This is a genomic window from Arthrobacter sp. S39, from assembly GCF_004320525.1.
Taxonomy (GTDB): domain Bacteria; phylum Actinomycetota; class Actinomycetes; order Actinomycetales; family Micrococcaceae; genus Arthrobacter.
Genome location: NZ_SIHX01000004.1, coordinates 429018 through 450334, shown reverse-complemented (window position 1 = coordinate 450334; position 21317 = coordinate 429018). Strand labels below are relative to the sequence as shown.

The following is a 21317-nucleotide window of genomic DNA, read 5'->3' as shown; positions in this document are numbered from 1 at the left end:
TGCCCTGTTCCCTGATCAGCGAATCCAGGGACTCAACCCACTCGGCGGTCTCTTCCGGATCACGATCAGGCAGCTGGTTAGTCAACCCGCTGAGGATATGGGAGGTATCTTCTCCTGCAGCCACGTCCAACCTCTCTTTGCGCGCATTCATCGGCGCCCCCAGGCCGGGCAGGGTGTGTCCGGCGTGAATGCGACGTGTGCGACGTATCGGTTACAACAGCCCGGTCATGTGCGCCGGGCAGGGTCCTATCACGCCTATGTCTGCATAGAGTTCCAGGGCGGTCGCCCCGCAGGCATAGTTGTCACCGATCACTCTAGCTGTGACTCCAGCGCGATGCGTAGCCGCGCCTTCGGCGCCGCTGTTGTATTTCGCCGTCATACTGGTTGTGTGACGAAAAGCCGCTGCGATGCGGGTTGGCGGTGCCGGATGTGACGCAGAATATGGCGGATCGCGGTGCGGGCAGCTTGAAGCGCAGGCACAAAGGGTGTTGGCTTGGAGTAATGGAAATCACTATGCGCACTGCATGTATTAGGCATTGGAGGAACACGTGAGCGAGGCCGACGCCGCCACTTCGGTAAATGTGGCGGAAAAATTGGGTTTCAAAAACGGGGATCTGATTCAGGAGTTCGGTTACGACGACGATGTCGATTTCGACTTACGTGACGATATTGAGGACCTGACCGGGTCCGAACTCCTGGACGAGGACGACCACGACGTCGTTGACGCTGTCATCTTCTGGTGGCGCGACGGCGACGGTGACCTGGTCGACACCCTCATGGATTCCCTGACCACCCTGAGCGAGACCGGTGTTGTCTGGGTCCTGACTCCCAAGTCCGGGCGGAAGGGCTACGTCTCTCCCGCCGAAATCCAGGAAGCGGCACCCACGGCCGGGCTTCACCTGACCACCTCCGCCGGCGTTTCCAAGGACTGGAGCGCAACCCGGCTGGTCAGTAAGAAGAATAAGTGACGTCCGGACTCGCCGCTGGCGGCTTGACCCTGCAGGGGAGCGTGGACCTGCCCGTCCCCGCCGTCGGCGAGTCCGCACCGGACTTTGAGCTGGCCAATCAGTATGGTGAGCCCGTTCGGCTGTCATCCTTCCGCGGCCAGAACGTTGTCCTGGTCTTCTATCCGTTCGCTTTTTCCGGCATTTGTACGGGCGAGCTGTGCGAGATCCGCGACAACCTCGGGGACTTCGAGGATGCCAATGCCACTGTCCTGGCCGTCTCCGTGGACAGCAAATTCAGCCTGCGGGCCTATGCGGAGCAGGAAGGTTACACCTTCGACCTGCTCGCGGACTTCTGGCCCCACGGCTCTGTAGCCAGCGAGTATGGCGTCTTTGACGCCGGGAGCGGCATGGCGCGGCGCGGAACTTTCATCATCGACGCCTCGGGCGTTATCCGTTATGTGGTGGTAAACCCCCGCGGCCAGGCCCGCGACCTGTCCGCGTACCGTGAAGCCTTGGCGGGCCTGGGCCGGGTCTGACAACAGATGGAGCCGCGCAGGCACGGAGTAGGGCTGACGGGGTTTGCAAGCCTGCCCGTTGCCGGCCCTGCCGCCCTGTCAGCCGCTGATCTCGAAGTCCTCGACCGGATCCGTAACCTTCTCGCCGGCAAGCGCATCGCGCTGTTGACCGGTGCCGGGCTGAGCACTGATTCGGGGATTCCCGACTACCGGGGTCCTGATTCGGCGCCGCGGTCACCCATGACGTACCAGGAGTTCATTGGGGACCCTGCCAACCGCCAACGGTACTGGGCCCGGAACCACATCGGCTGGTCGCATCTCCGGCGTGCCGATCCCAATGCGGGGCACCGTGCGGCGGCAGAACTGGAGCGCCGCGGCCTGCTCAACGGCCTCATTACCCAGAACGTGGACCGCCTGCACGAACTAGCCGGCAGCGTCAACGTCGTTGACCTTCACGGCCGCTTCGACCAGGTTGTCTGTCTGGAGTGCCGCCGCACGTATTCGCGGCAACTGCTCGCAGGAATGTTGGAGGAGCTCAACCCTGGCTTCCTGGAACACGCCAGCGCGTCCGGTCTGGTGGAGATGGCCCCGGACGCTGACTCGACCGTTGAGGACCAGACCCTGATTGTCAGCTTTGTCGTGGCAGTCTGCCCGGCGTGCGGAGGCACGCTCAAGCCTGACTTCGTCTATTTCGGCGAAAACGTTCCGAAGGACCGGGTGGCGCGGTCCTACGCGATGGTGGACGACTCCGACGCACTACTGGTTGCGGGATCCTCACTCACGGTGATGAGCGGGTTGAGGTTCGTCCGGCACGCCGCCAACGAGGGAAAACCGGTTGTCATCATCAACAGGGGAGCCACCCGCGGGGACGACCGCGCCACCATCAAGCTCCATGCCGGCGTCAGTGAATCGCTGGAGTGGCTGGCCAAGGAACTGCCGCCGTTGTGAACGGCCGGTGCGGAGCCGTTTTTGCCGGCGATTCGCTTTTGACCAGCACCCTCAGGTAGAGTCTATGTTCGTTGGTTGACGCGCAGTGACGCGGAAATCAGCACTATGGGTCTTTAGCTCAGCTGGTAGAGCGCCACGTTTACACCGTGGATGTCATCGGTTCGATCCCGGTAGGACCCACCAGGCAAAACCCCGCCGTTCCTGTCCACACGGCAGGAACGGCGGGGTTTTTTGGTGTCTGCTTTATTGTCAGTGCCCGGCCGTACGGTGCAGGCATGGAACATGTGGTGCTGAAGACATCAGCAAGTGGAGCGCCCACAACGGTGGTCACCAGCGGAAGACAGTGGGCCGTCAGCGCCGAACCCGTCAGGTGGTTTGAACGCGTCAGCTGGTGGGAAGCCCAGCGGCGCATGCCCCGGGGATTGAGCCGCGTGGACGTAGAGGTCCTGCAGGTCCAGGTAAGGCTGGGAAGCAATCCCAAGTCGGCATTGACCACCATGACACTGGTGCGGGACGGGCTCGGCGGCAGCTGGAGGCTCAGGGAGTCCGTGGCGGACGCGGCCTGACTGAAACCACCCGGGCATTGGAAAACCCTCCACCGCGACTATTGGGGGATGCCGCGGTGGAGGGTCTGAGATGAATATACCGTGAACTCCCGGAAACAAAAAATGTCACGCGACCAATGCGCCATGTTTTTCGCCGACGTGTCATAAAGGCCAACCCGCCGCGCCTTCCAGCCATTATGATGGGTTGTGTTCAGTGGAATGAACACTGTGACTCATCACCGCACTGGCGCGCCGATTGAAGGAGAATCATGGCCGATTCCCGTACCCCCCGATCCTCCGACGGCCTGGGAAGCGCGTCGCCCGCACCGGCGGTCACCCGCGCCGCCGCAGTCCTGGAAGCGCTGGCCGCCTCAGCCACCGGCCGGCTGACGCTCAGCGACCTGTCCCGTGAACTCGGTATTCCCAAATCCTCCACGTCCAACCTGATGCTGGCCCTCGAGGAAGCGCGGCTGATCAACCGCCAGGGCGCCGACTTCACCCTGGGGCGCAAACTGGTCGAGCTCGGTGCTGCGTACTTGAGTCGGCTCGACGAAGTGCAGGAGTTTTACCGCTTCTGTGAACAGGCGCCCACCCTTTCCGGTGAGACGGTCCGTATCGCCATGCTGGACGGCACCAACGTCATATACCTGGCCCGCTATGAGGGCCATCCGGCGGTCCGGCTGACCTCCAACATCGGCGACAAGATGCCCGTTTCACTCTGCGCCGTCGGAAAGGTGCTGATTGCCCGGCTCCACGATCATGACATAGACGCCATGTTCCCTGATGACCTCGAGCTTCCGGTGATGACACCGAAGTCGCTGCGCACGGGAGCGGAGCTCAAGGCCCAGCTCGAGACGATCCGCCAACAGGGCCATGCCTTCGAGGACGAGGAATCCACCACAGGTGTGGTCTGCCTGGCTGTCTCCGTGCCGACCCGGGGTGCACACGGCCCGAGCCTTGGCCTGTCCGTAACCGCCCTCAAGGCGACATATTCGGCGGAGCAGGGCTCCCAGATGGTCAAGGAACTCAAGGAACTGGCCCGGTCCCTGGGCAACCCCATGGGCTGACCCGCACACTCGTCCGGGAACCGCTGCGCTGCAAAACGAAGAAACTTCCGCCGACCACTTGCTCACTGTTCAACTTGCTGTACTCTGTTCAATATAGTGATCTGCACAACACGTGCCGTCGCTAACCCACCAGGCCAACGGGGGTCTGGAGTGTTTTTGAGGGAGTTCCAGTGACAACTCGTACTAAATCACCGCAGGCTGACGTGGACGGCGCCGTCGTCGATCCCGAGCAGCTGCGCCGGGCAACGCTTGCCAGCTCAGTGGGCTCCGCCCTGGAGTACTACGACTTTTACATCTACGGCCTGGCCTCGGCCCTGATCTTTGGGCCACTCTTCTTCTCTCCGCTGGGCGAGAGCGGGGCGGTCATCGCCTCGTTCGCCACCTACGGTGTGGGCTTCGCTGCCCGGCCGTTCGGCGGAGTTGTTTTCGGTTACATCGGCGACCGTTTCGGCCGCAAGATGGTCCTGATCCTCACCATCGGGCTGATGGGCATGGCCAGCTTCGCCATCGGCCTGCTGCCCACCTTTGAACAGGCCGGGATGGTGGGAGCGGTGCTTCTGGTGGCCCTCCGCATCCTGCAGGGCCTGGGCGCCGGAGCCGAGCAGGCCGGCGCCACAACGCTGATCTCCGAAGTGGCCCCGCGCCGCCGTCGTGGTTTCTTCGCCTCCCTGCCGTTCGTTGGCATCCAGCTCGGGACGCTCCTCGGTGCCGGTACCTTCGCTCTGATGGCCCTGGCTGACAAGGAGGTCCTGCAGGGCTGGCTGTGGCGCGTGCCCTTCCTGGCCAGCGTCATTCTGATTGTCATCGCCGTGTTCATCCGGCTGCGCCTGAAGGAGACCCCGGTTTTCCAGGAACTCGAAAAGCATAAGGCCGTGGTCAAGAACCCGGTAGGCCAGATCTGGAAGCACTCAAAAAAGAACGTCCTCATCGGGATCGGCCTGCGAATGGGCGAGAACGGAAACTCCTCCATCTACTCCGCACTCCTGGTGTCGTTTATCAGCCTGCCCGCCGGCGTCTTTGCCGGCGACAAGTTCATCGGCCCGACAGGCCTCCTCATTGCCGCCGGATTCGCCGCGGTCATGGTGGTCACCTTCGGTGCCCTCTCCGACCGGTTCGGCCGCGTGCCCGTCTACCGCTACGGAGCCCTCTTCCAGGCCATCATCGCCCTGCCGGCCTTCTACCTGGTCACCCTGGGCAACGTCACGCTGGTCTGGGCGGTCATGGTGGTGGGCATCGCCCTGGGCGTCCAGTCCATGCTCGGCCCCCAGTGCGCACTGCTGCCGGAGCTCTTCGGTTCCCAGCACCGCTTCACCGGCGTGGCCCTGAGCCGCGAACTCTCCGCGGTCCTCGCCGGCGGCTTCGCTCCCATGATCGGCGTGGCACTCCTGGCTGCCACCGGCCACTCCTGGCTGGTCCCTGCGATCTACTCGCTGGTCCTGGCGCTGATCTCCTTCGGGACAACGTTCTTCACCCCGGAGACCAACGGCCGCGACCTGGTCCTCGTGGAGGACGCCAGCTAGCCATCCCGCAGTTACACAGGAAGGTGGCCTCCCCGGCAGCGGGGAGGGCACCTTCCGGCGTTAACAGCGCGAACGAACGCTTGGGGCCCAAGGCCATCCGCTTGAGTTCCCTTAAGCGGCACCCGCCGGCAGTACCGCCAGACGCTGCCGAACACGAAAGAGCCCCTGCCGGGGACTCCTGTTTCAGGAGTCCCCGGCAGGGGCTCTGCCGTGCGAAGCGGGCGGATCAGTAGAAGTGGACAGTGTCCACGAGGTGCGGCAGTTCGCCGCCGTCGAGGAACGTACGCAGGTTGCTGCTGAAGCGCTCCGCGATCAGGCGGTTCTCCGCGGCGCTCAAGGCGGACGTATGCGGCGAAACCATGACTTTGGGGTGGTTCCAGAGCGGGCTGTCCACGGGGAGCGGTTCGACGGCGAAGACGTCCAGGCAGGCGTAGGACACCTGGCCGTTCTCCAGTGCCTCCAGCAGGGCATCCTCGTCCACCACGGTGCCGCGGCCGACGTTAACGAAAACCGTTCCGGGCTTCATGGCGGAAAAGACATCCCGGTTGAAGAGGCGTTCCGTGAACGGCGTGCCCGGCAGGGTGTTCACGACGGCGTCGGCGGAGGCCAGCAGCCCGGCCAGCCCGTCGTTGTCGGAGACCTGCTCGATTCCTTCGATCGGCTCGACGGTGCGCTTGGTGCCGCTGACCTTCATGCCCAGGGCCCGGGCGATCCTTGCCGTTTCCAGGCCGATTTCTCCCAGTCCGGTGACCACGAGGGTGGATCCGCTCACCAGCCGGGTGGGGGTGCGCAGTTCCGGCCATACCTTGGCGGCCTGGTCCTGTGCGAGTTCGGCGCTGCGCTTGAAGCCGTTGAGGATTCCGAGGGCAGCGAACTCTGCCAGGGGCAGGGCGTGGACACCGGCGGAGGTGGTGACTTTGAACTTCTGCAGGGTTTCCTGGTCCAGCCCCGATGCTTTTACCGCGCCGCCTGCGCCGGCTGCCATGCAGTGCACCCACTGGAGGTGCGGGTTCTCGCGCGCAATCCGGGCCAGGCCGGCGGCGTTTTCGTTGGGCATGCCATACAGGACCTGGGCCCGGTTGAGCATGGACCAGTAACGCTCTTCCTGATCGGGCGTACGGCGGAAGTCTGGGTCGCCCGAATGGTCCGCCGGGAAACGTTCCGGGGGCAGCAGGTCGGGTTCGTAGAGGACAGTAACGGAAGGATCTACGGCGCGGATGCGGTCAACGAGCTCAGCTTCGAGCGGGACGGCGATGGCGACGGTGGTTTCAGACGTCATAGTGTTCATCATACTGAATGGAGGCTAGGATATTGAACAGATTTCTCTTCATTAACCACGATGATGTGAGGCGGAGCCATATACATGGACAACAAAACTGCAGGCTTTGTAGGCCTGGGGCACATGGGCAGGCCAATGGCTGCCAATCTCCTTCGCAGCGGCTGGGACGTTACGCTGTGGAACCGGTCGGACGGTGCCCTTGATGACCTCGAGAACCTCGGTGGCCGGCGGACTCCGGACGTCGCCGGCATGCGCGATCTGCCGGTCATTGTCTTTATGCTGCCGGACCTGCCGTTCATCGAGGAGGCGGCCGCCGGACTCCTGGAGAGCTGGCGCGCCGCACCACCCCGGTCCGGCACCGCCGTCGTGGTCATGAGCAGTGTTTCGCCCTCGGGCGTGCAGGATTTCGGCCGTGAGGTGCAGCGGGCCAGCCATGGCAACGCTGCGGTGGTGGATGCTCCGGTAAGCGGCGGAACGGCCGGAGCCGTGGACGGGACGCTCGCGATCATGGCCGGCGGCGCCGCCAAGGATTTCTGGACGTTGGAACCGCTGTTCGGCGCGATGGGAACCACCGTGCGCCACATGGGCCCGTTGGGAGCCGGATCCCTTGCCAAGGCCTGCAACCAGCTCATCGTGGGAACCACGACGGCGGCACTCGCCGAGGCCGCGGAACTCGCCGAACGCTCGGGCATGGATCCTGCGGCCCTGTTCGAGGTCCTGGCCGGCGGCCTGGCGGGCAGCCGCGTCCTGGAGGTGGTGGGGCCCCGGCTGGTCAGCAAGGACTACAGGCCCACCGGCCCGGCCAAGTTCATGCATAAGGACCTTTCCTTTGTCCTTGACTCGGCCCGCGCGGCGGGCGCGGCTGTGCCCATGGCGGTCGCCGGCGTCGAACTTTACGCCGAACTCAAGCGCCAGGGCCTCGGCGACCAGGACCTGGCAGTGGTCCGGCAGGCAATTTCACAACTCAGCGATGCCCACGCGGGCCACGCTACGGAAGGAACGGATTCAGCATGAGCTCGCTTTTTGATTTGACGGGGCGGGTTGCCCTGGTGACCGGTTCGAGCCGGGGGATTGGTAACGCTTTGGCGCGGGCGTTGGCCGATGCCGGGGCGACGGTGGTGTTGAACGGTATTAATGCCGGGCGACTCAAGGACGCGGCGGCGGCGATGGCGGCGGAGTACGCGCCGGGCCGGGTGCACAGCATCGCCTTTGATGTCACCTCCGATGCTGAGGCGGCGCGGGGTGTTGGGTGGGTGGAGGAGCATGTGGGGCCGTTGGAGATCCTGGTGAACAATGCCGGGATCCAGTACCGGGTGCCGATGCTTGACCTGGACGTGAAGGATTGGGAGCGGGTGATTTCCACGGACCTGACCAGCGCGTTCCTGGTGGGCCGGGAGGCTGCCCGGCACATGATCCCCCGGGGCAGGGGGAAGATCATCAACATCTGCTCGGTCCAGACCGATCTGGCCCGTCCGACGATCGCGCCTTATATTGCGGCGAAGGGCGGGCTGCGGAACCTGACCCGTGCCATGACCGCCGAGTGGGCGGCCTCCGGGTTGCAGATCAACGGGATCGCGCCGGGCTACATCCACACCGAGATGACCCAAAACCTGGTGGACGATGAACAGTTCAATGCGTGGATCCTGGGGCGGACGCCGGCGCACCGGTGGGGTACGGTGCAGGACCTCGCCGGGCCCGCGGTGTGGCTGGCCTCCAGCGGGTCGGATTTTGTGAACGGGCAGACGATCTTTATCGACGGCGGAATGACGGTGGTGGTCTGATGCCCGCGAACACAACACTCCCGGTGTCGGGTTTGGCGGTGGTGGCGCACGCGAAGGGGGACCTGCGCATCGATGAGGTGCCGCTCGCGGCGCCTGCTCCGGACCAGGCCGTTGTCGAGGTCCGGTATGGCGGGATCTGTGGTTCGGACCTGCATTACTGGCTGCATGGGGCGGCGGGGGAGTCGATCCTGAAGGCGCCGCTGGTGCTGGGGCATGAGATTTCCGGTGTTGTGGTCCGCGCCGCGGCGGACGGGACCGGCCCGGCCGCGGGAACCCCGGTCGCGGTGCACCCGGCGACCCCCGGCCCCGGTGCCGGGGACATCCGCTATCCGGCGGACCGGCCCAACCTTTCACCTGGCTGCACGTACCTGGGCAGTGCGGCCCGGTTCCCGCACACGGACGGGGCGTTCAGCCGGTACGTGAACCTGCCGGCACGGATGCTTCGGGCACTCCCGGCGGCCCTGGACCTGCGGACCGCGGCTTTGATCGAACCCGCGTCCGTGGCCTGGCATGCCGTGGCACGGGCGGGGGATGTGGCCGGGAAGACCGCGCTGGTGATCGGGTCCGGACCCATCGGCGCGCTGGCCGTCGCGGTGTTGAAGCGGGCCGGCGCGGCCCGGATCACCGCCGTCGACATGCATCCCAAACCGCTGGAGATCGCACAGGCCGTCGGAGCGGACGAGGTCCTGATGGCCACTGATGTGGAGGCGATCGCGGCCGTGCAGGCCGACGTCGTGATTGAATCCTCCGGCAGCCACCACGGCCTGGCCTCGGCCATCCAGGGCGCCGCCCGCGGCGGCACCGTGGTGATGGTGGGCCTCCTGCCGTCCGGACCACAGCCGGTCCTGATCTCCCTGGCCATCACCCGGGAACTGGACCTCAAGGGCTCGTTCCGCTTCAATGACGAGATCGACGACGTCATCGCCGCCCTCGCCGACGGCACCCTGCACATCGACCCCGTCATCACCCACGACTACCCGGTGGAAGACGCCCTCGAAGCCTTCGGCGTTGCCCGCAACTCCGCCGAGTCCGGCAAAGTACTCCTCAACTTCACCCCGCCAAGCTGAGACCCGGCGCCCGCGTCCATCGGCGCGAACGTACACATGAGACCCCACAGCCTCCTTGCACGCGCGAACTGGCAGCTAACACCCTCAAAACCGGGGTTTGAGCGCATTATCTGCCAGCTCGCGCGTGGTTTGAGGGCGTGAAGTGTCGTTCGCGCTCAGTCCCGGCGGACGGGGATAAAAACCCGCGGCTGGTCCGTCCAGGTGCCGGACATCCGCGACATGGTGCGGCGCATGATCCGGTCCGAGGCCGCCCGGGCCGCAGGGGCATCCCCGGCAGCTACGGCTTCGGCCAGGTCCACGTGCCACTGCAGCGCACCCTCATGCGGGTGGTCCGGCATCAGGCCGTGCACTGTCCGGCCGGTGAGTGTCTCAGCCACCTGCCCCATCAGGTTCGCGAACATTTCGTTGCCGGACCCGGAGAGCAGCACTGAGTGGAACGCAATATCCAGCTCCAGGAACCGCGGCACGTCGCCCGAGTGGCCGGCGTCGCGCAGGTCATGGGCGATGTCCACCAGTTCGCGGCGCAGGCGCGCCGGCGCGTTGAGGGCAGCCAGCTCGGCAGCCGCCGGTTCGACGGCGGACCGCAGCTCGGCGAGGGAGCGCAGCTGGGCGCCCCTGCCGTCGCCGGAGAGCCGCCAGCGGATCACCTGCGCGTCGAAGGGATTCCAGCGGCTGGAGGGCAGGACCTTGATTCCCACCCGTTTGGTGGTCTCGACCAGGCCAAGGGATTGCAGCACCCGGACGGCTTCGCGGATGACTGAGCGTGAGACCTTCAGTTCGTCCTCCAGCTGCTCCGCCAGCATGATGTGGCCGGTGGGAAGCTCGCCGGCGACGATCCGGGTGCCCAGGTTCTCGATGGCACGGTGGTGCAGGCTGGTTGACATATGGACAAGCTTAATAGGGTTCCTGCCCGCAGAATTGCCAGGCAGGGCCGCCGGGGAGATGCCGTCCTAGACTGGCTGTGACGGCCGGCGTTCCACAAAGTGGGCGTTACTTTCCCGAAACCGTTTGAATATATATGCTTTATTCGGATCCCTTGGTTCGCAACTGCACGCTCCGCGATCAAAGCGGGGCCACCTGCACATCCATTGCACAGAAATGAATTGGAGTTTTTGATGTCAGCACACATCGGTGTCACCGGCCTTGCGGTGATGGGAGCCAACCTGGCGCGTAACCTGGCCCGGAACGGCTTCACCGTTGCCCTGCACAACAGGTCGGTAGAAAAGACTGACGCACTGCTGGAAAAGCACGGCACGGACGGCGACTTCGTCCGCACCGAAACCCTGCAGGAACTGGTGGACTCGCTGGAGAAGCCGCGCCGCGTCCTCATCATGGTCAAGGCCGGCAAGCCGGTCGACTCGGTCATCGAACAGCTTGAACCGCTGCTCGAAGCCGGAGACATCATCATCGACGCCGGCAACTCGCACTACGAGGACACCCGCCGCCGCGAAGCCGCACTTGCCAAGAAGGACCTGCACTTTGTGGGCGTTGGCGTTTCCGGTGGCGAAGAAGGCGCACTGAACGGCCCCTCCATCATGCCCGGCGGCTCCAAGGAGTCCTACGACGCGCTTGGCCCGCTGCTGGAAAAGATCGCCGCCAAGGTGGACGGCGAGCCCTGCTGCGCCTGGATCGGCACCGACGGCGCCGGCCACTTCGTCAAGATGGTCCACAACGGCATCGAATACGCCGACATGCAGGTCATCGGCGAAGCATTCGACCTCCTTCGTTCGGGTGCAGGCATCGAGCCCGCCGAACAGGCCAAGATCTTCACCGAATGGAACAAGGGCGACCTGTCCTCGTTCCTGATCGAAATCTCCGCCGAGGTCCTGGCCCACGTGGACGCCAAGACCGGCAAGCCGTTCGTGGACGTTGTGGTTGACGCCGCAGGCCAGAAGGGTACCGGACGCTGGACGGTCATCTCCGCCCTTGAACTCGGTTCCCCGGTCTCCGGCATCGCCGAGTCCGTGTTCGCCCGTGGGCTTTCTTCCCAGACCGAGCAGCGCAAGCTCGGCCAGGAGCTGCTGGCCGGCGGGGAAGCTGCCGTGGAAATCCCCGAGACTTTCGTCGAGGACGTCCGCCAGGCCCTGTACGCCTCCAAACTGGTTTCCTACGCCCAGGGCCTGGACATGCTGACGTCCTCCGCCAAGGAATACGGCTGGGACCTCAAGCTGGACGAAATTGCCTCCCTGTGGCGTGCAGGCTGCATCATCCGTGCTGAGCTGCTCAAGGACATCACCAAGGCCTACGCCTCCGAGGAAAAGCCCGCCAACCTGCTGTTCGCGCCCGCCTTCACCAAGGCGATCGCGGAGGCTCTTCCGGCCTGGCGCCGCGTAGTCGCCACCGCCGTCCAGCTGGGCATCCCCGTGCCGGTCTTCTCGTCCTCGCTCGCGTACTACGACGGCCTGCGCCGCAAGCGCGTCGCCGCCGCCCTGATCCAGGGCCAGCGCGACCTCTTCGGAGCCCACACGTACGGCCGTGTTGACGCCGAGGGCACGTTCCACACCCTGTGGGGCGAAGACAAGTCCGAAATCGAAGCTGTAGACACGCACTAGTTTTCGGCTAACGCCGCAGCACATTGCTGCGGCACCTGCGGCCGGCAGTTCCCCGATACTCTGGGAGCTGCCGGCCGTTGCTGTTCCGCGGCAACTGCGGTATCCGTCCAGCGAGGGAGTCCAGCATGGCCCAGCCAGTAGCGTTTGTCACCGGAGCGTCCACCGGGATCGGCTTCGAAGCCGCCAGGAAACTCAGCAGTAACGGTTTCACGGTCTACGCCGGGGCGCGCCGCGTGGACCGGATGGAACCGCTCAAGGCCCTCGGAGTCCATGTCCTGTCGCTGGACGTGACAGACGATGAATCGATGCGCGCCGCCGTCGTCCGCGTTGTGGAGGAACGCGGGCGGATAGACGTCCTGGTCAACAATGCCGGGTACGGCTCATTCGGCGCGCTGGAGGAAGTGGACCTGGCCGAAGGGCGGCGCCAGTTCGACGTCAATGTGTTCGGGCTGGCGAGGATGACCCAACTGGTTTTGCCCGCCATGCGGAAAGCCGGCCGGGGACGGATCATCAACATCTCGTCCATCGGCGGAAAATTCTATGAACCGCTCGGCGCCTGGTACCACTCCACGAAGTTCGCCGTGGAGGGCATGAGCGACGCCTTGCGGCTCGAACTGAAGCCGCACGGCATCAGCGTGTCCATCATTGAACCGGCCAGCACCGTTTCAGAATGGGGAGGGATCGCGGCCCAGGGGCTGCTGGCAACCAGCGGAACAGGGCCCTACGCATCGCAGGCCCGGGAGATGGCCGGCGCGCTGGACTCCACCAACCGGCCCGAAACGTCCACGCTGCCCGAAGTCATCGCAGAAGCCGTGCTGCATGCGGCCAGCGCCGCACGGCCCCGGACCCGCTACCCCGTGGGGCGCGGTGCCCGGGCCATCCTGACGCTGAGGCGGCTCCTGCCGGACCGGCTTTTCGACCCAGTGGTCATGCTTGTGCTCAAGCGGGTTGCGGCCCGGTAAGCGTCAGATGAGGTATTCGATGTCGTACTCAGCCGGATCCACCGCAGGTGTGGTCTCACGCTGGGCGTCCCGGTGGCGCCACTTGGCCGGCACGCCGGTAACGATCGATTCGGGCGGCGCGTCCCTCACCACAACGGCGTTGGCGCCGACGGCGCTGTCCCTGCCGATGGTGATGGGTCCCAGGATCTTGGCACCGGCGCCGATGGTCACCCTGTCCTCGATGGTGGGGTGGCGCTTGACCTTGGCCAGCGAGCGGCCGCCCAGCGTCACACCGTGGTAGATCATGACGTCCTCGCCGATTTCGGCGGTCTCGCCGATGACCACGCCCATGCCGTGGTCTATAAAGAAGCGCCGTCCGATCGTGGCGCCGGGGTGGATCTCGATCCCGGTCAGGAAGCGGCCCAGCTGGGAAACGAGCCGTGCAGGGAAGCGCAGGGCGGGGTTCTGCCACAGGCGGTGAGTCAGCCGGTGGATCCAGATGGCATGCAGCCCTGAATAGGCGAAAAAGTTCTCAAAAGAACCTCGAGCCGCCGGGTCGTGGGACCGGGCGGCGTCGAGGTCTTCCTTCAGTCTTGCGAAAAAGCCCACAAAGTTCTTTCTACAGGAAACGGGGCGACAACGGGCTGATCAGCCGCGAATGTCGTCATAGAGCACGGTGGAGATGTAACGCTCGCCGAAGTCGCAGACAACGGCGACGATCAGCTTGCCGGCGTTCTCGGGGCGCTTGGCCAGTTCCAGGGCGCCCCAGACGATCGCGCCGGAGGAAATGCCGCCGAGGATGCCTTCCTTGACGCCCAGTTCACGGGCAACGCGCACGGAGTCCTCAAGGGTGGCGTCGAGGACCTCGTCGTAGACGTTGGTGTCCAGGATTTCCGGGACAAAGTTGGCACCGATGCCCTGGATCTTGTGCGGGCCGGGGGCGCCGCCGTTCAGGATGGCGGAGTCCTTCGGTTCGATGGCGACGATCTGGACCTCGGGCTTGCGCTCCTTCAGGACCTGGCCGACGCCGGTGATGGTGCCGCCGGTGCCGATGCCGGCGACGAAGATGTCCACCTTGCCGTCGGTGTCGGTCCAGATCTCTTCAGCGGTGGTGGTGCGGTGGATCTCGGGGTTGGCCTCGTTGGCGAACTGCTGGGCCCAGATGGAGTTCTCCGTGTTGGCCACGATTTCCTGGGCCTTCTCCACGGCGCCGCGCATGCCCTCGGAACCCGGGGTCAGCACAATCTCGGCGCCGAACGCGCGCAGCATGACACGGCGTTCTGTGGACATGGTTTCGGGCATGGTCAGGATGACTTTGTAGCCGCGGGCGGCGCCAACCATGGCCAGGGCGATGCCGGTGTTACCGGACGTGCCTTCAACGATGGTCCCGCCGGGCTTGAGGGCGCCGGACTTCTCGGCGGCGTCCACGATGGCAACACCGATGCGGTCCTTGACACTGTTGGCCGGGTTATAGAACTCAAGCTTGACGGCCACAGTGGCACCCAGGCCTTCGCTCAGCCGGTTCAGGCGGACCAGCGGAGTGCCGCCGACCAGCTGCGTTACGTCGTCATAGATCCGTGCCATGTGGATATGCCTATCTCTCAAGAGTGAATACTGAGGTCAGCCTAACGATGGCGGCGCAACCGTTGCTAAGCATTAAGCCATGCAGAGTAATATTTCCTGGCCTTGGCCAGTTTGGGGTTGATGATCACCTGGCAGTAGCCCTGTTCCGGGTGCTTGGCGTAGTAGTCCTGGTGGAAGTCCTCCGCCACGTGGAACCGGGGGAGGCGGCTGACCTCGGTGACGATCGGGTGCGACCACAGCGCCTGGTTCCGTTCGATCGCCTCCTCGAACAGGATCTTCTCCTCCGTGGTCTCGTAGAACATCGACGAGCGGTACTGCGTGCCGACGTCGTATCCCTGGCGGTTGAGCGTGGTGGGGTCGTGCAGCACAAAGAACATGTCCAGGATGACCTCGGCAGGGATCACGGCCTCGTCAAAGGTCACCGCCACCACCTCGGCATGCCCGGTGGTCCCGTTGCAGACCGAGTAGTAGTCGGGATACGGATCGTGGCCGCCGGTGTAGCCGGAAATCACCGAACTGACGCCCTTGGTTTTTTGATAGACAGCGTCGAGGCACCAGAAGCAGCCCCCGCCAAGAACAAAAGTTTTCATGACCTCTTCAATGGTTGAGCGCCCCGGATGATTCCCTGACCACCCTACGAGACTGTGGCACATGCGGGCCAGGGCCACTGATGGGGTAAAACTGAGACTATGGAACCTGTAGACACCGGCGTTACAGATGCCGAACCGCACGACGACGGCACCCCCCGGGAGGATGCCCCCGTCGCGGATGAGGCGGCCCCGCCCACGCTGGGGCAGGTGCTGCTGGCGGTGGAGGAACTGTGGCCCGAATCGCTGGCCGAGAGCTGGGACGAAGTGGGCCTGGTGGCCGGACGGCCCACGGCCCCCGTCACGCGGGTGATGTTCGCCGTCGATCCCACCCTGGAAGTCATCGAGGAAGCCGTGGAGTGGGGCGCCGAACTGCTCATCACCCACCACCCGTTGCTCCTGCGGGGCGTCACGTCGGTTGCGGCGACAACCGCAAAAGGCAAGGCAATCCACCGGCTGATCGAGTCGGGAACCGCCCTGCTGACCGTTCATACCAATGGTGATTCCGCTGTCGGCGGTGTCTCTGATGTCCTGGCCGACGCACTGGGACTGGAGGGCGTGGCACCCCTGACCCTCGCCAGCAACGGCCTGCCGGAGGAGGGTATCGGCCGTGTGGGAGACCTGGCGGATGTGATGAGCCTCGGCGACTTCGCTGCCCGCGTTTTCGGCATCCTGCCGTCCGTGGCCGGGGGAGTGCGCGTGTCAGGGGACAAGGACGGGCTGGTGCGGAGGATCGCGGTCTGCGGCGGCGCCGGTGATTCGCTGTTCAACGAGGTCCGCGCGAGCAATGCGGACGTTTTTGTGACCGCTGACCTCCGGCACCATCCTGCGTCCGAGGCCCGGGAAGCGGCGGTCAACGGCAGGCCCTACCTTATTGACGTCTCCCACTTCGCAAGCGAATGGCTCTGGCTGCCGGCGGCGGCGTCCGCGCTGGGCAACGTGCTCACCGACCAGGGTCACGACGTGGAGATCCAGGTGAGCTCCACCAACAGCGATCCGTGGGACTTCATACTCACTCCGGGCTAGAGTCTATAGAGCGCCGGTACGGTGCCCGGCTCCGGCCGGTGGGATCAAGCGGAGGTAATAGTGGCTAAGGCAGCACCGGCGGAACAGTTGAAGTTGCTCGAACTGCAGGGGCTCGACGCCAAGCTGAAGTCGCTCACCAACCGGCGCCGTACTCTGGACACAGATCCGCGGATCACCGACCTCCAGTCGGCACTTTCGGTCGCCAACGGTGAACTTGGCGCCGCCAAGGTGGCCGTCCACGACGCCGAGACCGAGCTGAAAAGGGCAGAGGCCGACGTCGAACAGGTCGCCTCCCGGATCGAGCGCGACGAAGCCCGGCTGAACAGCGGAACAGGGCTGTCCAAGGACCTCGTGGCCCTGCAGAAGGACATCGCGTCGCTGAACAGGCGCCGGTCGGACCTTGAAGACGTGGAGCTGGAAGTGATGGAGCGGCTGGACTCGCTCCGCGCCAGGCAGGCGGCCCAGCAGCTGATCGTGGACAGCATCCAGGGCTCATTCGGCGGAATCCGAGCCGAGCTCGACGAAGCCCTGGCCGAGGTGGACGCCGAAGCGACGGTGGTCCGCGGCAAACGCACTGACTTCGCTGCCACGCTCGACGCGGGGATGCTGGCGATCTACGAAAAAACGCTGGCCAAGCGCGGAGTGGGCGCCGCACGGCTGTTCCACGGGACGTCCGAGGCCTCCGGAATGAAGCTCAGCCCGGGCGACCTGGCGGAGATCAAGGCAGCAGCCGAGGACGACATCGTCTTCTGCCCGGATTCGGGCGCCATCCTGGTCCGCTCCGCCGAGTGGAACACGGCCGCCCCGGCCAGTTAGTTGGGCAGGATGATGTTCAGCGCGTGCGGCTTCCGCGCTGAACCGTCCACCAGTTCCGCGTCCCACTTTTCGCGGGCCGCCTTCAGCAGCTGCGACGGCGTCTGCGGGGCGTTGCCGCGGCGGACCAGCAGGTGCCTCGCCAGCTCGCCGCGTGTGTGCTTCGCGAAGTGGCTCACCACCTTGCGCACCCCGTTCACCTCCGTGAAGACGTTGACGGCCACCGTCTGCGCCGGCGGCGGAGCCCACGCCGCGGAGTAGGTGCTGGAGCGGCAGTCCACCAGCAGGTGCGCGGCGGACGCCTCGGCGAGGGCTTCGGAGAGTTGCGGTTTCCAGAACGAGGCGAGGCGGCCGACGTCGGGCAGTGCCGTTCCCATCGACAGCCGGTAGGCGGGCACGCGGTCGGCGAAGCGGATGGCGCCCCACAGCGCGGACACCACCAGCACCGATTCATCGGCCTTCCGTCGCTGCGCCGGCGTCAGCGTTTTGTAGCCGAGGGCGTCGTACAAAACGCCGGAATAGATCTGGTGCGCAGGAGCCGCCGGTTCCGCGTGCAGCCGGGTGTTGCGTTCGACGTCGTCCTTCAGCGATGCCCCGACGCCCAGCAGTGCGAGGGCATCCTCGTGGGCGCTCACCGTTCCCAGCGCCTCAAGGACCTTGGCACGGTACGTGTTCAGTGCCGGGAAGCTCAGGGAAGGCCAGTCGACGGCGGATCCACGGACTGCAGGGGTCTTGCCTTCGGAGGGGGGAAGCAGAATCAGCACCGTACGATCCTACCGGCGACTTCCGGCCCCGTTCCGACGGTAGAATGGACGCCGGATGGGTTGACCAGGCGGCCGCGCGTCACGCAAGTGGCTCGAGGAACGTCCGGGCTCCGCAGGGCAGGGTGGTGGGTAACGCCCACTCGGGGTAACCCGCAGGCCAGTGCCACAGAGAACAGACCGCCTGCGTCTTCCGGCAACGGAAGGCAGCAGGTAAGGGTGAAACGGTGGTGTAAGAGACCACCAGCTTCCCGGGTGACCGGGAAGGCTAGGTAAACCCCACCCGGAGCAAGGCCAGACAGGACACGTTTGAGGGCTGCCCGCCCGAGTGTCCGGGTAGGCCGCTGGAGGGCGTCGGCAACGGCGTCCGTAGATGGATGGCCGCTACTCCCGCGCTGGTAACGGCACGGGAGCACAGAACCCGGCGTATCGGTCAACCCATCCAACCAACCCCCCAGCCGGGCAGCCGGGCGCCGCATGTGAGTGACTTCACGCCCGCGGGGGCCGTTCAGGGCCCCCCTCCAGCCTAGAATGGAGAGCGAACGTAGAAGTTCTGCCGCCGGGTCTGCGTTCGCAGCCGGTGGCTTTTCTTTGCGCTTCTCCAAGGTGTCCGGGGTGGACCGAATCCCCGCCGACGCTCGCGCCCCGGAACACCTCCGGCGGCCGCCCTCCGCGTACGAGGACGTATGTGGTTGACCCAAGGAAGGTAGTTCTGTGAGCCAGACGTCAGATTCTTGTCTTGATACGTGGATGGGCCGGGAGGCACTCGCCGAGGCCATGATTCCGGTGATCGGCCGGCTGTACCGCGAAAACAATGTGGTGACCAGCATTCACGGCCGCAGCCTGATCAACAAGTCCACCATGAACATCCTGAAGGCGCACCGGTTCGCCCGCCGCATGAGCAAGGATGAGCTGCTCCTGGAGGAGACAGCCCCGCTGCTGAACACGCTCGCCGGCCTGGAACTGGGCGCGGCAGCGATCGACATCGCCCGCCTCAACCAGAAGTTCAAGGCTGAGGGCGATGGCGCCACCCTGGAAGAGTTCCTCCGCGCCGAACTGGCCGAGGTAGTGGGCAAGCGCGGCGCAGACAACCGCACCAGCACCGATGTTGTGCTGTACGGCTTCGGCCGGATCGGCCGTCTCCTGGCCCGCCTCCTCATCGAAAAGGCAGGCGGCGGCCACGGCCTGCGCCTGCGCGCCATCGTTGTGCGCCGCGGCTCGGACAAGGACCTCTCCAAGCGCGCCAGCCTGCTGCGCCGCGACTCGGTCCACGGGTCCTTCGAAGGCACCATCCGCGTGGATGAGGAGGCCAACACCATCACCGCCAACGGCGTCCAGGTCCAGGTCATCTACTCGGACAACCCGGCCACCATCGACTACACCGCCTACGGCATCCACAATGCGCTTGTGGTGGACAACACCGGCCGCTGGCGCGACGCCGAAGGCCTGTCCCAGCACCTGCAGAGCAAGGGCGTTGCCCGCGTGCTGCTGACCGCTCCGGGCAAGGGCGCGCTGAAGAACATCGTGCACGGCATCAACCACGGCAGCATCGAGGACACCGACCAGATCGTGTCCGCAGCGTCCTGCACCACGAACGCGATCACCCCGGTCCTGAAGGCCATCAACGACAAGTTCGGCGTGATCCACGGCCACGTTGAAACCGTCCACTCCTTCACCAACGACCAGAACCTGATCGACAACTTCCACAAGGGCGACCGCCGCGGCCGCTCCGCCGCGCTGAACATGGTCATCACCGAAACCGGAGCGGCCACTGCTGTGGCGAAGGCGCTGCCCGAACTTCAGGGCAAGCTTTCCGGCAGCTCCATCCGCGTCCCCACGCCGGACGTCTCGCTGGCCATCCTGAACCTCAGCCTGGAAAACGGCACCACCAAGGATGAGGTGAACGATTACCTGCGCCAGATGTCCCTGCATTCGGACCTCCGCAAGCAGATTGACTACATCGACTCGCCCGAGGTTGTTTCCACGGACTTCGTCGGATCACGCCGTGCCGGCATTGTTGACGGCCTGGCCACCATCTCCAACGACAAAAACGTCATCCTCTACGTCTGGTACGACAACGAATTCGGCTACAGCTGCCAGGTGGTCCGGGTCATGGAAGAGATGGCAGGGGTCAACCCGCCGTCGTTCCCGGCGAAGGAGCCCGCGGCAGCTCTCGCAGCCATCGCCGTCTGATTCCAGCTGAGGTTCCCTGCAGTTTCCCGGCTGGTTCTCTGGAATCAGCCGGGAAACGGGACCACACTGGTGGCATGGACAACGAAACTCTCCACGACACCACCCTGGAACACGCCCTTGATGTGGCAAAGGCGAACCATAAGGAGGCAGTCCGGCTCCTCGAGGATGCCCGGGCCGCCCATCAGGCGGGGGACATCCGCGAGGACCGCGTGCGCCAGCTCGAAGGGCTTCTTCAGGTTGCCGCGGAAGACCTCCGGAGAGTGACCCGGGAGCAATAGCGGCCATTCCCGGCCGGCCACCTTTCCCCAACACTGTGGATATCGACCACGGTGCCAGTGGGGTGGCCTAGGCTCTTCTGGTGCAGTACGTATCCGGAAGGGCGGGACGCCCGTGACCGTCAGCTGGTCTGCCTATCGAAGGGCGCGCCGGCGCTCCAGGCAGGCATGGGCCCTGGTGGTCCTGCTGGCCTGCGCCGCAGTGGCCTTGGTGGCCTGGTTCTTCACGGCCGGCCAGTTCGCCGTGGCGGAACCGGCCATGGCCGGACCCACCGCGGCTCCCGTTTTCGACGCCGCCTTTATGAAACCCGTCGTCCCGGTACACGCCGTGCCGCAGGGGAGTGCCCGCGAAGCACTCGAAGGGCTGCCGGTCAAAGGACGTGCGCCGAACGACAACTATGAGCGCGAAGCCTTCGGCCAGGCCTGGCTGGACGTCGACCGGAACGGCTGTGACACCCGCAATGACATCCTTCGCCGCGACCTGACCGGCGTGATATTCACCGAAGGCTCAAAATGCCGGATCGCCGCCGGGACCTTCGATGAGCCTTACACCGGACAAGTGGTGGATTTCCGCCGGGGCCAGGAAAGCAGCAAGGCAGTCCAGATCGACCATGTGGTGGCTTTGGGTGACGCCTGGCAGAAGGGTGCGCAGCAACTGACTCCGCAGCAGCGCCAAAGCCTGGCCAATGATCCCGTGAACCTTATCGCCGCCGACGGTCCCGCCAACCAGCAAAAAAGCGCCGGCGACGCCGCTACCTGGCTGCCGAAAAACAAGGCTTTCCGCTGCCACTACGTTGCCCGGCAGATCTCGGTGAAGGCAGCCTACGGGCTCTGGGTGACGCAGCCGGAGAAGGATGCCATGAAGCGGGTCCTGGACACCTGCCCGGACCAGTCCACGGTGACTGCGGGCTGAGGT

22 protein-coding genes, 1 tRNA gene and 1 other RNA gene are annotated in these 21317 nt (G+C 65.2%); 18 read left to right on the top strand and 6 right to left on the bottom strand.

Going from position 1 to position 21317, the window contains the following annotated elements:
• Window positions 1-548: 548 nt before the first annotated feature.
• The 7 genes from EYS21_RS11170 (at window position 549) to EYS21_RS11140 (ending at window position 5542) form a co-directional block, all read left to right on the top strand.
• Window positions 549-968, top strand: a complete 420-nt coding sequence (locus EYS21_RS11170) for a DUF3052 domain-containing protein (RefSeq protein WP_131133250.1) — start codon at window positions 549-551, stop codon at window positions 966-968.
• 23 nt (window positions 969-991) lie between these two features.
• Entirely contained in the window at window positions 992-1483 is a 492-nt protein-coding gene (locus EYS21_RS11165; protein WP_131133290.1) for a peroxiredoxin, read from the top strand.
• A gap of 6 nt (window positions 1484-1489) precedes the next feature.
• A complete protein-coding gene (locus EYS21_RS11160) occupies window positions 1490-2410 on the top strand; it encodes an NAD-dependent protein deacetylase (protein ID WP_131133249.1) in 921 nt (306 codons plus the stop codon).
• Window positions 2411-2517: 107 nt separating this feature from the next.
• Window positions 2518-2593: transfer RNA gene (locus tag EYS21_RS11155), tRNA-Val, on the top strand.
• Window positions 2557-2976, top strand: a complete 420-nt coding sequence (locus EYS21_RS11150; RefSeq protein WP_131133248.1) for a hypothetical protein — start codon at window positions 2557-2559, stop codon at window positions 2974-2976. Before EYS21_RS11155 ends, EYS21_RS11150 begins: the two co-directional genes overlap by 37 nt.
• Before the next feature lie 248 nt (window positions 2977-3224).
• On the top strand, window positions 3225-4022 hold the full coding sequence (locus EYS21_RS11145) for an IclR family transcriptional regulator (protein WP_131133247.1): 798 nt from the start codon (window positions 3225-3227) through the stop codon (window positions 4020-4022).
• A 170-nt stretch (window positions 4023-4192) separates the two neighbouring features.
• Complete coding sequence (locus EYS21_RS11140; RefSeq protein ID WP_131133246.1) at window positions 4193-5542, top strand: MFS transporter; 1350 nt, start codon at window positions 4193-4195, stop codon at window positions 5540-5542.
• A 226-nt stretch (window positions 5543-5768) separates the two neighbouring features.
• Here EYS21_RS11140 and EYS21_RS11135 read toward each other — a convergent pair whose 3' ends face one another.
• Complete coding sequence (locus EYS21_RS11135) at window positions 5769-6833, bottom strand: D-2-hydroxyacid dehydrogenase (RefSeq protein ID WP_131133245.1); 1065 nt, start codon at window positions 6831-6833, stop codon at window positions 5769-5771.
• A gap of 72 nt (window positions 6834-6905) precedes the next feature.
• Between EYS21_RS11135 and EYS21_RS11130 the strand changes: the two genes are divergently transcribed.
• From EYS21_RS11130 to EYS21_RS11120, 3 genes are read left to right on the top strand one after another with little or no spacing between them, the layout of a single operon-like run.
• Window positions 6906-7835, top strand: a complete 930-nt coding sequence (locus EYS21_RS11130; protein WP_131133244.1) for an NAD(P)-dependent oxidoreductase — start codon at window positions 6906-6908, stop codon at window positions 7833-7835.
• Window positions 7832-8602, top strand: a complete 771-nt coding sequence (locus tag EYS21_RS11125) for an SDR family oxidoreductase (RefSeq protein WP_131133243.1) — start codon at window positions 7832-7834, stop codon at window positions 8600-8602. Before EYS21_RS11130 ends, EYS21_RS11125 begins: the two co-directional genes overlap by 4 nt.
• Window positions 8602-9669, top strand: coding sequence for an L-idonate 5-dehydrogenase (locus tag EYS21_RS11120; RefSeq protein WP_131133242.1), 1068 nt, complete (start codon window positions 8602-8604; stop codon window positions 9667-9669). The genes EYS21_RS11125 and EYS21_RS11120 overlap by 1 nt, the downstream gene beginning before the upstream one ends.
• A 155-nt stretch (window positions 9670-9824) precedes the next feature.
• Here EYS21_RS11120 and EYS21_RS11115 read toward each other — a convergent pair whose 3' ends face one another.
• Complete coding sequence (locus EYS21_RS11115; RefSeq protein WP_131133241.1) at window positions 9825-10553, bottom strand: FCD domain-containing protein; 729 nt, start codon at window positions 10551-10553, stop codon at window positions 9825-9827.
• A gap of 231 nt (window positions 10554-10784) precedes the next feature.
• On the opposite strand from EYS21_RS11115, the gene gndA reads away from it, so the two are divergent.
• Both gndA and EYS21_RS11105 read left to right on the top strand, forming a co-directional pair.
• Window positions 10785-12221, top strand: coding sequence for an NADP-dependent phosphogluconate dehydrogenase (gene gndA / locus EYS21_RS11110; RefSeq protein ID WP_131133240.1), 1437 nt, complete (start codon window positions 10785-10787; stop codon window positions 12219-12221).
• A 125-nt stretch (window positions 12222-12346) separates the two neighbouring features.
• Window positions 12347-13183, top strand: a complete 837-nt coding sequence (locus EYS21_RS11105) for an oxidoreductase (RefSeq protein WP_131133239.1) — start codon at window positions 12347-12349, stop codon at window positions 13181-13183.
• Between the two features lie 3 nt (window positions 13184-13186).
• Here EYS21_RS11105 and epsC read toward each other — a convergent pair whose 3' ends face one another.
• The 3 genes from epsC to msrA all read right to left on the bottom strand — a co-directional run bounded on the left by epsC (window position 13187) and on the right by msrA (window position 15336).
• Window positions 13187-13771: a serine O-acetyltransferase EpsC gene (gene epsC, locus EYS21_RS11100; protein WP_131133238.1), complete on the bottom strand. Its 585-nt coding sequence runs from the start codon at window positions 13769-13771 to the stop codon at window positions 13187-13189.
• A 39-nt stretch (window positions 13772-13810) separates the two neighbouring features.
• The gene (cysK, locus tag EYS21_RS11095) at window positions 13811-14746 is read right to left on the bottom strand and encodes a cysteine synthase A (protein WP_131133237.1); all 936 of its coding nucleotides are present in this window, start codon (window positions 14744-14746) and stop codon (window positions 13811-13813) included.
• Window positions 14747-14811: 65 nt separating this feature from the next.
• Window positions 14812-15336: a peptide-methionine (S)-S-oxide reductase MsrA gene (gene msrA / locus EYS21_RS11090; RefSeq protein ID WP_131133236.1), complete on the bottom strand. Its 525-nt coding sequence runs from the start codon at window positions 15334-15336 to the stop codon at window positions 14812-14814.
• 99 nt (window positions 15337-15435) lie between these two features.
• Here msrA and EYS21_RS11085 point away from each other — a divergent pair, with 99 nt between their 5' ends.
• Window positions 15436-16359 (top strand): Nif3-like dinuclear metal center hexameric protein, encoded by a 924-nt coding sequence (locus tag EYS21_RS11085; protein ID WP_131133235.1) that lies wholly within the window; start codon window positions 15436-15438, stop codon window positions 16357-16359.
• 60 nt (window positions 16360-16419) lie between these two features.
• Window positions 16420-17175, top strand: coding sequence for a C4-type zinc ribbon domain-containing protein (locus EYS21_RS11080; protein ID WP_131133234.1), 756 nt, complete (start codon window positions 16420-16422; stop codon window positions 17173-17175).
• Here the strand turns inward: EYS21_RS11080 and EYS21_RS11075 are convergent.
• Window positions 17172-17936 (bottom strand): peroxide stress protein YaaA, encoded by a 765-nt coding sequence (locus tag EYS21_RS11075; RefSeq protein ID WP_131133233.1) that lies wholly within the window; start codon window positions 17934-17936, stop codon window positions 17172-17174. The genes EYS21_RS11080 and EYS21_RS11075 overlap by 4 nt on opposite strands.
• Before the next feature lie 56 nt (window positions 17937-17992).
• Between EYS21_RS11075 and rnpB the strand changes: the two genes are divergently transcribed.
• The 4 genes from rnpB (at window position 17993) to EYS21_RS11055 (ending at window position 21314) form a co-directional block, all read left to right on the top strand.
• An RNA gene (gene rnpB / locus EYS21_RS11070) (RNase P RNA component class A) lies at window positions 17993-18378 on the top strand.
• 269 nt (window positions 18379-18647) lie between these two features.
• The gene (locus EYS21_RS11065) at window positions 18648-20126 is read left to right on the top strand and encodes a glyceraldehyde-3-phosphate dehydrogenase (protein ID WP_131133232.1); all 1479 of its coding nucleotides are present in this window, start codon (window positions 18648-18650) and stop codon (window positions 20124-20126) included.
• 74 nt (window positions 20127-20200) lie between these two features.
• On the top strand, window positions 20201-20404 hold the full coding sequence (locus EYS21_RS11060) for a hypothetical protein (protein WP_131133231.1): 204 nt from the start codon (window positions 20201-20203) through the stop codon (window positions 20402-20404).
• A 112-nt stretch (window positions 20405-20516) separates the two neighbouring features.
• Window positions 20517-21314, top strand: a complete 798-nt coding sequence (locus EYS21_RS11055; protein ID WP_131133230.1) for an HNH endonuclease family protein — start codon at window positions 20517-20519, stop codon at window positions 21312-21314.
• Window positions 21315-21317 lie beyond the last annotated feature (3 nt).